A 13,020-nucleotide genomic window follows, 5' to 3' on the forward strand; every position below is an offset into this window, starting at 1 on the left:
AGGAGTTTCAATGTCGGATCTTTCGCGCACACGCCCCCTCGACATAGCCGTCATGGGCGCCGGGCTGATCGGCAAGCGCCACATCGAAGGCGTATTGGCCGAGCCGCGCACACGGCTTGCCGCCATCATCGACCCCTCGCCCGCCGCCCGCGACGAGGCCCGCGCCAATGGCCTGCCCTGGTTTGCAAGCCTTGCCGAGGCGCTGGCAAACACCCGGCCCGATGGCGTGATCGTCGCGACACCCAACCAGCTGCATGTGGCAAACGCGCTGGATGTGGTGGCATCAGGCATCCCCGTCCTCATCGAAAAGCCTGTTGCCGATAACGCCGAAGCCGCGGCAGGTCTCGTGCGCCGCGCCGAAGCATCAGGCGTGCCCATCCTCGTCGGCCACCACCGCCGCCACAACCCCATTATCCGGCAGGCCAAGCGTCTGATCGAAAGCGGCCGGCTCGGCCGCATCCGCTCCGTCCACGGCAGCTTCTGGGTCGCCAAGCCCGATGACTATTTCGAGGTGACATGGCGCCGCGAACCGGGCGCCGGGCCGATCTTCATCAACCTCATCCATGATGTCGATCTCTTCCGCCATCTGCTCGGCGAAGTCGAAAGCGTGCATGCGATGGAATCCAATGCCGCCCGCGGCCATGCGGTCGAAGACACCGCCGTCGTACTGCTGCGTTTCGAAAGCGGCGCGCTGGCCACACTCAGCGCCTCCGATGCCGTGCCCTCGCCCTGGAGCTGGGAGCGCACCTCGGGCGAAAACCCCGGCTTCCCGCAGGAGGACCAGTTCTGCTACCAGATCGGCGGCACCGATGGCGCACTGACGATCCCCGATCTCACCCTCTGGACCAATAGCGGCCGCCCCGACTGGCGCGAGAAGCTGACCGAGGAACGCCTGCCCGTCACACCGGCCGATCCGCTCACCCTGCAGCTCCAGCATTTCTGCGATGTCATCGAAGGCACGGCCACGCCCCTCGTCAGCGGCCGTGAAGGGCTCGCGACACTTGAGGTCATCGAGGCGATCAAGGCATCCGCGAGCACGGGAAGGACTATATTCCTAAAAGGCAAAACCCCATGATTAGCGGCACCACACGGCTGATCGCCCATCTCGGCTACCCGACGGAAAGCTTCAAGGCGCCGCTGATCTACAATCCCTATTTCGAGGAACAGGGCATAGACGCCGTCGTCGTGCCGATGGGCTGCAAACCGCAGCATTACCCTGATTTCCTGAAGCTCGTGTTCCGCCTGTCGAACATCCACGGCGCCCTCATCACCATGCCGCACAAGATCACCACGATGGGCCTGCTGGACGAGATCTCCACGAATGCCCGCGTCGCCGGCTCCTGCAACGCCGTCAAGCTCGGCCCCGACGGCAGACTGATCGGCGACATGTTCGACGGCGAAGGTTTCGTGCGCGGCCTCAAGCGCAAGGGCCAGACCATCGCCGGCGCCAAAGCCCTCCTCATCGGCGCCGGCGGCGTCGGCTCGGCCATCGCCGCCTCCCTCGCCTCCGCCGCCATCGGCCACCTCGCCCTCTACGACGACAGCAAGGCCGCCCTCGAAGGCCTGACAACCCGCCTCAACACCTACTACCCCGCAACCAGGGTCACCACAGGCTCAAACGACCCGGATGGATTCGACATCGTCATCAACGCCACGCCGCTCGGCATGCGCAAGGACGACCCGCTGCCGCTGGATGTGAACAGGCTTTCGGCCGGGACTTTCGTGGGTGAAGTGGTGATGAAGGAGGAGATCACGCCGTTTCTTGCGGCAGCGCGGGAGCGAGGGTGCAGGTATCAGGTGGGGACGGATATGCTGTTTGAGCAGATACCGGCCTATCTGGAGTTTTTTGGGTTTGCGACGACGACGGCGGAGCATTTGAGACGGGTGGCGCGGCTGTAGTGGGGACATGGCGTATCAATGATGTCGTCGGCTTTGCACCAATTGAAATCACCGGTCCTTTTTGTCGGACATGGTAGTAATGCGTCTACCGGTCGCCCCAACCCCTACAATTTCTAGGTGATTATCTGAACACAAAGGAGGCAAAACGTCCTGAATCCGGTAGTGTGAGCTGAACAAGTGGATTCGGCGTGTAGCCCTGCTGCGAACGTCAACTTGCCGTGGCAGGCTCCGGGGTGTTCTTACATGGAAGATTTCGAAAGTGACTATCAGCAAGCCGTCGAGGCAGGCCAAAGGAACCTAAAGACAAAAAAGCTTCTCGACAATTGGTGTTTCCACGCAGAGTTCGCCAGGATGCCAGGCCGAGGAATGATCGAGGAGGCCACCGGTCTTCCGATCGGTCACATGGGTGTTCGATGCAAGTTTTCAAAGAAGAACTCAATGTTCGGCTGGCTTCTAGAGGATGCAGCCTACGACTTCTATTTAAATAACTGCAAAGGATGCGATAAACGGGTTCCGGTAGGCATCCCGAATATCATGGAATTTGTTGGGCCTAGAGAACGAGCTATCGAGCAACGACAACTCGAACGGGATACCAAACGGCGGAAGAGCAAGCAGGAACAGCAGGCGCGAAAGGAAGAACGCGCAGAACTGCGGAGCGAATTGTCACTCGAAGAGACCTTTGTTCTCGATTTAATAGACGAACTAGATGCCGATGACATTCCAAGCGATGATCCCCGGTTGGAACAGCTCGCAAACCTCGCCCCGGAGGCCTTCGGACCGAAGGTGATCGATCATCTGTTGCCCGCGGCAACACAAGAGTATTTTCCCTATTCCATTCACGCCGCCAAAGCACTTATCCGAGCGCGCCTCGATCCCGACAAAAAGATCGCCGTCGCCGTCAGGCTGCTCGACAGCTATGTAAAATCACCAGAAGCGGTTGATTATGTCCTAGCGAATCCTCACAGACTAGGTCTTGAAAACCTCTCAAAGGTGATCCGCCGTTTCGTGTCAATGGCTGTTCCGGCCCCACCGAGTATGAGAATCGGAAACGAGACGCGGACTTACGACAGCGCGCCGATCAGGTCTTTGTTCACGAAAAGGCAAGACGACGTCAGTAGGGAGATCGAGAATCTTCTCGCCGGCACCCAGGCTGGTCAGATCGCCGCTGCAACGGAAGCAATCATTGCGATACACAATGATCAGCTGTTCGCAAAACATGCGCGAAGCATCTTCGCGAAACTGATGCGGAGAAGAACCCTCCTGCCCAAAGAGCGCAGAGATAGTGCAGTCTTATACTACCTACAGGAAGCCGCTTCTAAGTGCCTCGAACTTTTCCCGGACGAAGTGGACACCATCATTCAATCGTTTCTCCGGGATAATGACGATATTGGAAAACGCGAAGCCTATAGGACGTATCGATCCGTCTTGAAACACGGTTATCGAAAAAAGCAAACGATCGGAAAGCCGCAAAGAATAGCGTTTCGTAGGCTGCTTTGGGCTGCTGTCGACCGGCCAGAGGCGACCGATGACGCGGCGCAATTTTTTATGCACGCGTGGGATGAACTCGCGGAACTCGCAGCGGAGCTTCTAGATGAACTAATCGGCGCAGCAGCTACATTGAGTGACAAGTATGAGCGGCTTGAGGAGAAGCACTCCTTGGAGGTCGCTAATGAATTCCTTGCAGAGATGGAGCGACGCAATAAGCGCACCGCTATAGATCACTTGCAGGGCGCATTGATCGATTGGGCCGCCATCGGAGCGCGAGCGAAGGGCAACGAGGGCGTAAGAGACTTTCTTACCCTCTACCGCCATCTGCCGGAGAACCAAACCCAAATGCGCGGGAACATGATTGTTCATGTTTCGAAACTCCTCACAGGCGTCGAAAGCCTCAATCAGGTTTTATCCGACTGGTATCGAGCGTTGATGGACGAAAGCGCGCTGGTGCGTGCAAGTGCTGCGCAAGCATGGGAAAACGTGCCCTATGAGATGCAAAAGAATTTCCCGGACCTCTTTTTTCATGCGTTTGCGATACTTTTGAGCGACCCCTACGTTATCGTGCATCGCAGAGCTATCCACGCCTTACGAAGGAGATTTTTTCCAGACGACAAGCGATCACTGCTCAATGCAGCGATATGGAACCTTGTTGTTCATTACGCCCAGGAAGGCGAGGATAAAGAATTCTTGGTCAAGTGTATCGACGTTTTTGCGATACTCTGTCTCACAGATGAACAAAAAAAGGGCGCGCTCGGAGTCTTCCTCTCCGGCCTGCTGTTAAAGCTTGAGGGCCACGCGCTGTATGAGGCGGTTGACCATTTGGTCTATAGCTTCCAGGACGTTCCAGGCTTCGTGAAAGTGGCACTGAAAGCGCTTGCTGACCAATACACTCGTTCTATATCCATCGACGATTGCGTCACGGTCGTTCTGCGAGCTCCGCAGCATGAACTACGGGCATGTGCCGATGACATAGAAGCCGCATTTGATGCCTTAAAGCCATTTCGCCCAGAGGACTTCGCCGAGGCCCTCCTTCTCATTTCCGCGCTGACCAAGGCCGGTCGCTTTTCATTAGCGCGTGATCGCTCACAGGTTCTTTTGGCCGCGATTCCGGCGGAAAATCGGTACGAGAAATGGCGGCTTAGAGCTTCCTTAGTAGAAACCGCCGCTTCGATAGAAGGCGCTGTCGCCGACGGTGAAGACATAACGGCACTGATCGAACATTGGGAAAGGCTAAGCGCCAAGTTGGAGATCGAGAATGAAGAACGAGCCGAAATTCGAGATGTTCCGCCGCGCTTTTTCTTCTCGGATTAGTCTCGCCGCAGCTGTCAAGAACGCGCTAGCGCCATCGCCGCAGGCTGTGGAGCAATTACGAGACGCATGGTCAACCTTCGAGCAAGCTATCGCTCCAATGGCAAAAGGGAACGTTGAGGATCAATACCGCGCATACGGCGTAGCCTCCGGTCTCTTCGTGTCATTGGCTGAATGGAAACGCGCCATTCGAAATGCGGAGCCCGATGCTCAGCGTTTCTTGAGTGCTACGAAAATGAGAGCATCTGAGATTGATCGAACCGCGAGCTTTGCACAGGTTGAGCAGTTGGTTTCAGTTCTCGATCGGGTCAACAAACTCTATGATCCTGTTGACCTTGGCGACTTACAATCGTTGATGGGTGGATGGGCCCTGCCTCTTCTTATGTTCGCCAATGTCGTGGAGCATGACATAGGTCGAGTTGGGATAGCGGTTGGCAGCACAGACAGCTCGGCCGCGGCCAAAAAACTCGACACGACCGTCGCCTTCCTAAAATTCGATATTGACGGACAGCCCGCAAAGCACTGGAATTACCTCAAACCAGAGACAGCCTACGACCTGACGATTGAAGTGCGCGTTTCAAACTGGCCGAAACGGGCTAAAGTGTTGTCACTTATGCCGGTGACAATCGATAGCCGAGAACGCGATTGGCTCCCTAAGTTTAAGTTTCAGAAGCCTGACGGGACTGGTCCATTCACCCTCACGGGTACAGGCCGAGCTGTCCTAGAGATCGCGCATTCCTTCGGTTCGAGGCCTTATGAGTTTCTTTACGCCGCAGAATTCGATGACATGACTGCCTACAGCGGCATCCAGATAGTGGGGCACCGACGCCTGGTTCTAGAAGGCAGTGATATTGCTTCAAACCCGCTGACAGGTTTCAGCAACGTAGATCGCCATTTGCTTGCTATTCGAAACCGTCTGAGGTCATTTCCTGGTTTAAACCAGGATGATCTGGCCAACGCCATGACAGTTCTTGGTGGCTTTGGAAGCATTGCAGCCTCGGCTTTGCGCGATGCCACTTTTTCGGCCAACACGTCAGAGCGCGAATTTCAAAAGGAGACAACCAGGTTATTGAGGATGCGCCCGGAGATTGGTGGCGACCTTCATGGCCACTCCGAAGCCGCTGGAGGCATCACGGACCTTACCTTTCGAGACATACCCATAGAACTGAAGGTAGAGAATAATCAGGCATTATACGCAAAAGATTTTTCAAAATACTTCGATCAGGCAGCAGCTTACGCACTGGGGCTTGGCAAGCGGTTAGCTCTCCTATCGGTGTTAGAGTCTTGTGCCAAATCATCACCGGTAGGAAATGTAGAGGAAGATATTGACGTCTTCCTCCATCGCGTTGGGAATTCCTCCGTTCCGATTGTTGTTGTCGTCGTGCGCGGCGGACTCTCGAAGCCTAGCTTTTACTCCAAGCATTGATCGAACCGAAGCAACCTCCGCTCTTCGCCTAAAACTCGCACGCGTCCGACATAACTCCGCTCACCATTGGCGATTGTGTGCCCGTCGACCTCGACTTCTTCCTTAGCAGAAAACGATTCATTCACAGCACAGAAGCGCAGTGGCTGGCCTCTGTCACAAGCACAGAAATGACGGTGGAGAGGGTTGCCGCTCCGGCGCTCTTGCCGGCTGCGTCCCCTCCCCACACCCCAACCTACAACTTACACCCCTTCGACAGCGCCGCGCTCTCCATCGCCGAAACCTTGCCCTTCGACACCGCAACCTCGCCTTCCTTATCCCCACCGGCCACACTGCCGATCGGCACGCCGACCAGGAACACACCAAACGCATCGCCGTTGGCGGCCGAGATCTGCTGCTTCGAGAGGCCGTCGAGCTTCACCTTTTCCTTCGCGTGTTCGCTGGCGATCTGCTGGCAGCTGAGATTGGTGTAGGCCTGCATCGGGATATCGGCCTGCACGATGGCGTCAGGTCTTTTCGCGCAGGACGTGAGCGCTGCGGCAAGCGCCGCGGCGAGAATGAGTTTTTTCATTAGATAACCCCAGTTAGCAGGTAATCTCTAACATTGCCGCCCGCCTGGCGCGAGTAATGCGCAAGAACAACCACAGAAGAATTCTTGGGCGCGGCCGGTGGCCTTGTGCTGGCGAGGACGGTCTTCTGACCCGCTGATGGAGGAGAGCATCGGCTTTGGGCCGGCAGGGCCATTGCACCTGTCGCCCTTTGACAGGAAGGTTATCGTGAGGCCCCGTCAGCACGAATGAGCGGCTCTCCCCCCTAACCCTTTTGGATGAATTGCGAATCGACCGCGACGCGACCAAAGTAGCTAAGCGGCGGTAGTAGGATTACAAGGACCGAAACCGATGTGGGGGGCTTGCCGAGTATTGAGTGGGAGCCCTTCGATTATCCCGTTCTAGCGGCGGATGCGAACTGGTGCATGGCAGCAGCCATGGGGCTCCACCGGAGCCAGGCGCTTGTCCTGATGTAATCACCCAAAAGAAGTAGATTACGGTTCATGCAGTTCACCGGAAGCGTGGAGCTGGGAGATACCGAGTTTTATGATCCTGATGAGATCGGTTTTTCGAGAGCCGTAGGTCTTGCGATATTGTTCGAGTGTCGGCTTGCTGCTGGCGATGTCGGCGAGCACTGGGTCTCGATTGGTTGTTGCTACTAAAGCACCTTTGGCCCAGACACGATCGAATAGAGCACGTTCCTCGTCTTGAGGTGACATGTATGGCCTTCCTTGAAGATTGATTGGATTTTGCAGTCGGGCAGAAAACCCGGGGTCACTGCAGTCATGCAAGAATGATGCTCCATGCAAGCATCGCAAAAGCAGCCGCAATGAGTATCCAAATGCAGATTTTAAATCCCGCACTGGACCTGATGCCTGTGCGCCACTTTGTCGTCGGCATATTCCCGGGGTTGACCTTCAACATAACCGCCTCCTGCTTTCTGCTTTAAGAGGCAGCCGCTCCAGTATGAAGATAGCAGGCTCCGGGGAGTTGAATGACGAACGGGAATGTCCGTCGCCTAGCCTCATATAACCATCCGGCAGCCTTATTGTTCCATGCCGTGGTCTGCTGTCATTCGCCGTGGTGAGCAGCGCCCCACCCCGTCATTGCCACGGCCCGCGACCGCACACATCACCGGAGAAGAAGTGACAGGAACGTCACGATCAATGGTGAGCCGGCTTTGATCTGCCTTCGTTCCGTGTCCCTGCTCATCTGTCGGTTAGTTAGAAGATGCTACTTCATAAATGCTTGAAAATTCATCCTACGTTCACGCAGACAGATAGCATCTTCTAAATTACTATGGAAATATTTTCAAATAAAAATACCGAAAACTTCAGAAAATATCTCGTAATAAAGTTGTATTTTTCCGGTTTTATTTATTTTTAAAATGACAAAAGTCATACTTTTCATTTTTATTATCAAAAAATATTTTATTATTTTGAAAGCCTGCGATGAGAATGCTACTGGTTATTTTGAAAGCTCCGAATTTGATTTGCAGTCGGCATCCGCAGGAGCTGTTGCGGACTCGTGGCCACAGCGGCCGTGCCGTCGAAAACCTCCGCAACCATAGCCGAGAGCCTTAGAGAACAGCGTCCCGGCCTGGCGCGAATAACGGAAACGATTGGCGAAACAGATGCAGTCGGTGCGATATAAGAAAAAAGATCTGGAGTTCGCGCGGCTCCACGCCGCAAAGGCGGCGCGGCACGTCACCAGCCAGGAAATCGTCCTTAGAAGGCTGCGCATGATCGGGGCGCCGCTGGATCTGGATTATGCGTTGCTTGGCAGGCTTTACGATCGCCAGAGGAAGGTTCTCTACCATCTGAAGCGGATCGAAGACGTCCTCGACGTGAAGTCCCAGCCGATACAGCCCGACCCACCTGAACCCGGTCGACACGACCCCAGCCTGCATAGCGTTGTGCGCTTCGGCCAACGGCCGGCGCGGTTCGATTGGCAGTGACGCCGGCTTTCCATGACAGCCTGACCAGCCTTGAACGCCGGGGCCTCCCGCCTTGGATAAAGCGCAATGGAAGCGCATCATCGGGTGTTGGGCGGTCAACGAAGCGGGCACAGCCAGACACAGGCTCCCCTTCGCTCCGATCCAGGGAGGGTGAGAATCTTCCACCTTCAAACACTCAATCGCGACATGCGAGAACGGTTGGCCATGGTAAAGATCTTCCTTCCAGACGGAACTGCTGCAGCGAGCCGGAAGCGCTGGCGTCTGCTGGGCGGGCTCAAGCGCGCAGACTATGCGTCGTCCGATCCCCGACCCCCCGAAAGCGGCGAACATCATGAAGAGGCGCTGGTGATCCGGCACATGAAAGACGTGACGATCCCCCGCCCTGGCTACCCGGCTTCCCGGCGGCGCAAGCTGAACCCGGACCAGAAAGCCCTGGCATCATGGGAAAACGAAGGAGGCGCAGTTCGCATGGAAACCGCCCTTCGTTAAAGCGATAAGTCCGGTCGACGGCCGGACAGGCTTTAGCCAACGCAATTTCAAGATGGTTTCGACGCTGAGCCGGCGAGCGATCCAGGCCCAAAAGGGCCGAAACCTCCTCAGAATTTGAGGCCGGTTATAGGGCTCGCCACGCAATACGTCCGCGAGCCTCTATACCTGCTCAGTCCGCCAAAACGCGTTAAGCGCGTGAAATAATCATGGATGGAAGCAAGAGTCGCGTGAAAAGTGTGTGACACGGCACACTGCGCAATATCGTTTCCATAGAGCGCTCTTTTCGCCGGCCCATGGGCGTGCTTGTCCGATCGATACCCACCGGTCTATCCGGCTTGCAGTGCCTCCCCGTCATAGCTCCTGTTCGCCGCGTTTTGCACCAGTGCGATCGCAACAGGCGGGAGGAGGAAGCTCCAGAAGGCGAGCCAGGCGATGGAGATCAGGCGCCCCTTTCCGCTCTCGCCGCCGCGATCGTTGAGGAGATCGCCGAGCGTCATCAGCAGAACCGGCAGGCCGAGCGGCACGAAAACTGCGATCAGCATCGCGGCAAGCGGTGTGAGCAGGCGCTGCGAGGGTGCTGCCCCCGCAAGCTCTCCATGGATGCGATAGCACCACCAGGCGAGATAGATGAGGGCCGCGATCGCAATGACGAGCCCCGCGAGCGCCAGAAGCAGGGTGAGCTCGAAAGTGCCGCCAGCCTCGATATCCCCACCCTGCAGGCCATAGATCCCGAGACTGAGGAGGAAGATCAGCACCATCGGCACAATGAGGATCACGGCGACCATGAGCGGCGATCGCTTTTGCGGCGCAATCGGCCTGTGGCGCAGACGCGGCGCGTCATCGAAGGCGAGAGGCTGCGCCGGCAGGAGCAGGAGGACGGCAACCACCAGGCAGGCGAGAAAACCGAGGGTCACGGGCACCCCGCCCTGACCGGCCTGATAGAGCCAGGAGGCGACGACGGGCGCGAAGCCCGAGGTTAGAATCGTGGTCGACACCAGCGTCAGCGCGCAGCCGAAATCAATCCTGCCGGACCGCCCGCCGACCAGGAAGATCGCGATCGCCAGCGGGAAAAACGCCCGCGCCGCGCCGAACAACAGCCCGAAGACAAACAGGAACGCGGGCGAAGCCCAGAGTGCCGGCGCCGGGATGACAGCGATGGCGACAAGAGCGCAGGCGACAAGCGGCGCGATCAGCGCCGGCCGGCCATGACGGGTGGCGACGACGAAGGCCAGGAAAGCCCCAATGACCCAGCCGGCATTGGAGCCGAGATAGAAGATCCCGACCGTCTGAAAGCTGCTTCCGGCTTCGCGCGAAATCAGCGGAAAGACCGTGGCAAGCCCCTGCCCGCCAAAGGCCAGAAGCAGCGAGGCGAAAAACAAGGCCCAGTAGCGATAGGTGCTGAGGAAATCGGCCAGCGTCCATTCGGCCCTGCCGGCAGGCTGAGAGATATCGTCCGTCAATGAAACGCCCCCGTTCGAAAATCATCGCTCCTCGCCCTCAATGGCGAACCGGTGGAAATACCGGCCATGGCGCAGATAGAAGAGTGTCGACGATTTTCGAGAGGCTTGGAGGCCATTCAATCGCGGGCTTTTCATTCGCGCCCCAACGACCGGCGAAAACGTGGCATGTGTGACAGCCGCATCCGGCTTGTATAAGCCCTCAAAAAGCGGTTAGCTGCGACAGTTGGGTACGCTCATTCCTGCACAACCACACAAGTTTGAGATGAAACCTGTGCCGAACGCGCCCGCATTTCGAGGAAAGTCTCGTGCGCTGGTCCAAACCCTTAAGGCTGCATCTCGGCGTCCTGGTCGTCGCATCGCTGCTGTTCACGTCGATGCCGATCATCTGGCTGGCCTTCAGCCGTGGAAGCGATGCTGCCGTGAGCGCCGGCGTGCAGCAGATGCGCGAGATGAGCGTGCGGCTGATCGAGGGATATCGCAACACGCTGCAGGGAGGCACGGAGGCGGTGGCGCTCGCTTCTACCCTGCCGCTGCTCGCCTCTCCGCCGCCTCAGGATATCAAGGCAAAGCAGGAATTCTTTCTGGAGATTCTGCGAAACGTCCCCAATGCGACGAGCATCTACACCGGCTATCCTGACGGCTCCTATCTGCAGGTCATCAACACCCAAAGGCGCGATATCTCCCGGACGCTTGCAGCGCCTGACGGCACGGCTTTCGCGATCCGGACGATCGCTGGCAGACAGAGCGCCAATGTCATCTCGACGCTGCAGTTTCTCGATATAGAGGCAAGGCCGATCGGCGAGCGGCAGGTCGAATACGCATCCTTCGATCCGCGCCAGCGCCCCTGGTATCAGGCCGTCGTTCAGGATGGCGCAACGGTTTCCGTCGGCCCCTATATCACCGGAACGCTTGGTGCGCCGACGCTGACGATCGCAGCACCCATGCGAGACAACGGCCAGGTGGTCGTCGGCATCAACATTCACCTGCAGACCATCAGCCGCCTGCTGGATGCGCGCGAGATTTCCCCGCGGGCGCGCGCCTACATCATCGATGCCGGCGATGATCTCATCGCCCATTCCGACCCTGATATCATGAACCGGATCATCGCTATATGGTCGCGAACATCAGGTTCGCTTGTTGCGACGGCAAACAGTTTCGACTCGAGCCTCGAAACCGTGGCAAGGCTCAGGCGCGATCCCGCCTTTGCCAATGGCGGCCTGGCACGCGTCGAGCTCGATGGCGAAAGCCAGCTCGTGCAGATCGCGCCCGTCAGCGTCTCCGGCCTGTTTGAGGGAAGTGCCGCCGCAATCATCGTGCCGATGGAGGATCTGGTGGCGGAGGCCCACCGGCTGCTGCTGCACAATCTCCTGATTGCCGGAGCCCTCCTGGCAGCCGGTGTCGCGGCATCGGTGCTGCTGTCGCGCATGGTCAGCCGCTCTCTCAACCGGCTGGCCGACGAGGCGCGCAGGATCGGCGATCTCGATGTCGGCGAGAAAGCCGTATCGCATTCCTGGATAACGGAGATCAACACGCTGGCGACTGCGCTTGCGGCGAGCCGCCACGCCATCGGGCAGTTTGCCCTCTATGTGCCGCGCGAAGTCGTCCGGCGGATTGTCAGCCCAGAAGGGCGAACGGTCGTCAAGGCGACGCGGCAGGATGTGACCGTGCTCTTCACCGATATCAGGGATTTCACCGCCATATCCGAGCAGCATTCGCCCGAAGACGTGGTCGATACGCTCTCGGCCTATTTCGAACTCCTGAACACCATCGCCGAGCGCAATGGCGGCACGGTCGTGCAATATCTCGGCGACTCCATCTTCGTCATGTGGAACGCCCCCGTGCAGGACGACAGGCATGCCGAAAACGGCTGCCGATGCGCGCTCGCCATGAAAGCGGCGGTCGACGGCCTGAACGAGGAGAACACCAGAAACGGCCACCCCGCCCTGTTCACGCGCTTCGGCTTGCACACCGGCCCGGCCGTCGTCGGCAGTTTCGGCGCCATCTCGCGCCAGCAATACACGGCCATGGGTGATACGATCAATGTCGCCTCGCGGCTGGAAGGGTTGAACAAGGATTTTGGTACGTCGATCCTGGTGAGTGCGGCCATTCACGACGCGGTTGGCGACGGGTTTGAGTTTCGGCCGCTGGGGCTGGTGCAGGTGAAGGGGCGCGCGGAGAAGGTGGATTTGTGGGAGCTGGTTGGGGAGAGTGGCGACGCCCGGTAGCAAATGCCGCCATCATTGCGCTACTAGAAATTGAACGGCAATTTTGCTACAAAGGATAGGCTTGGAAGCTTTTCAGTACACGCTTGAATAATCAACGCAGAATTCCGTTCTTCGGTGGGCGGAATGTTCGTTTGGAGGCGTCGATGGCTTTCACACCTTCAACAGCGTCCATGATGTCTTTCGCCGTCATATCGGTCAGCATTTGCGCACAGAGCGA

10 protein-coding genes are annotated in these 13,020 nt (G+C 57.7%); 7 read left to right on the forward strand and 3 right to left on the reverse strand.

Annotated features, from left to right (window positions below; translation table 11 throughout):
* Nucleotides 1–10 precede the first annotated feature (10 nt).
* The 4 genes from AB8B33_RS12235 to AB8B33_RS12250 all read left to right on the forward strand — a co-directional run bounded on the left by AB8B33_RS12235 (nt 11) and on the right by AB8B33_RS12250 (nt 6,127).
* Nucleotides 11–1,075 (forward strand): Gfo/Idh/MocA family protein, encoded by a 1,065-nt coding sequence (locus AB8B33_RS12235; RefSeq protein WP_439015570.1) that lies wholly within the window; start codon nt 11–13, stop codon nt 1,073–1,075.
* On the forward strand, nt 1,072–1,899 hold the full coding sequence (locus AB8B33_RS12240) for a shikimate dehydrogenase family protein (RefSeq protein WP_439015571.1): 828 nt from the start codon (nt 1,072–1,074) through the stop codon (nt 1,897–1,899). Before AB8B33_RS12235 ends, AB8B33_RS12240 begins: the two co-directional genes overlap by 4 nt.
* Nucleotides 1,900–2,142: 243 nt before the next feature.
* On the forward strand, nt 2,143–4,704 hold the full coding sequence (locus AB8B33_RS12245; protein WP_439015572.1) for a hypothetical protein: 2,562 nt from the start codon (nt 2,143–2,145) through the stop codon (nt 4,702–4,704).
* Entirely contained in the window at nt 4,649–6,127 is a 1,479-nt protein-coding gene (locus tag AB8B33_RS12250) for a hypothetical protein (protein ID WP_439015573.1), read from the forward strand. Before AB8B33_RS12245 ends, AB8B33_RS12250 begins: the two co-directional genes overlap by 56 nt.
* A gap of 232 nt (nt 6,128–6,359) precedes the next feature.
* Here AB8B33_RS12250 and AB8B33_RS12255 read toward each other — a convergent pair whose 3' ends face one another.
* Both AB8B33_RS12255 and AB8B33_RS12260 read right to left on the reverse strand, forming a co-directional pair.
* A complete protein-coding gene (locus AB8B33_RS12255; protein ID WP_439015574.1) occupies nt 6,360–6,695 on the reverse strand; it encodes a hypothetical protein in 336 nt (111 codons plus the stop codon).
* Between the two features lie 471 nt (nt 6,696–7,166).
* Complete coding sequence (locus AB8B33_RS12260) at nt 7,167–7,391, reverse strand: hypothetical protein (protein WP_162748171.1); 225 nt, start codon at nt 7,389–7,391, stop codon at nt 7,167–7,169.
* Nucleotides 7,392–8,293: 902 nt separating this feature from the next.
* On the opposite strand from AB8B33_RS12260, the gene AB8B33_RS12265 reads away from it, so the two are divergent.
* The gene (locus AB8B33_RS12265) at nt 8,294–8,629 is read left to right on the forward strand and encodes a hypothetical protein (RefSeq protein ID WP_439015575.1); all 336 of its coding nucleotides are present in this window, start codon (nt 8,294–8,296) and stop codon (nt 8,627–8,629) included.
* 66 nt (nt 8,630–8,695) lie between these two features.
* On the forward strand, nt 8,696–9,118 hold the full coding sequence (locus AB8B33_RS12270) for a hypothetical protein (protein ID WP_439015576.1): 423 nt from the start codon (nt 8,696–8,698) through the stop codon (nt 9,116–9,118).
* A 326-nt stretch (nt 9,119–9,444) separates the two neighbouring features.
* Here the strand turns inward: AB8B33_RS12270 and AB8B33_RS12275 are convergent, their stop codons facing one another.
* A complete protein-coding gene (locus AB8B33_RS12275) occupies nt 9,445–10,578 on the reverse strand; it encodes a hypothetical protein (protein ID WP_439015577.1) in 1,134 nt (377 codons plus the stop codon).
* A 305-nt stretch (nt 10,579–10,883) separates the two neighbouring features.
* On the opposite strand from AB8B33_RS12275, the gene AB8B33_RS12280 reads away from it, so the two are divergent.
* Nucleotides 10,884–12,803: an adenylate/guanylate cyclase domain-containing protein gene (locus AB8B33_RS12280; protein ID WP_439015578.1), complete on the forward strand. Its 1,920-nt coding sequence runs from the start codon at nt 10,884–10,886 to the stop codon at nt 12,801–12,803.
* Nucleotides 12,804–13,020 lie beyond the last annotated feature (217 nt).

It is taken from the genome of Rhizobium sp. 768_B6_N1_8 (assembly GCF_051811225.1).
Lineage (GTDB): Bacteria > Pseudomonadota > Alphaproteobacteria > Rhizobiales > Rhizobiaceae > Rhizobium.

Excerpts from the sequence above, each read along its gene's own strand:
- AB8B33_RS12235 (WP_439015570.1), top strand. The coding sequence starts at position 11 with ATGTCGGATCTTTCGCGCACACGCCCCCTCGACATAGCCGTCATGGGC.
- AB8B33_RS12240 (WP_439015571.1), top strand. The coding sequence starts at position 1,072 with ATGATTAGCGGCACCACACGGCTGATCGCCCATCTCGGCTACCCGACG.
- AB8B33_RS12245 (WP_439015572.1), top strand. The coding sequence starts at position 2,143 with ATGGAAGATTTCGAAAGTGACTATCAGCAAGCCGTCGAGGCAGGCCAA.
- AB8B33_RS12250 (WP_439015573.1), top strand. The coding sequence starts at position 4,649 with ATGAAGAACGAGCCGAAATTCGAGATGTTCCGCCGCGCTTTTTCTTCT.
- AB8B33_RS12255 (WP_439015574.1), bottom strand. The coding sequence starts at position 6,695 with ATGAAAAAACTCATTCTCGCCGCGGCGCTTGCCGCAGCGCTCACGTCC.
- AB8B33_RS12260 (WP_162748171.1), bottom strand. The coding sequence starts at position 7,391 with ATGTCACCTCAAGACGAGGAACGTGCTCTATTCGATCGTGTCTGGGCC.
- AB8B33_RS12270 (WP_439015576.1), top strand. The coding sequence starts at position 8,696 with ATGGAAGCGCATCATCGGGTGTTGGGCGGTCAACGAAGCGGGCACAGC.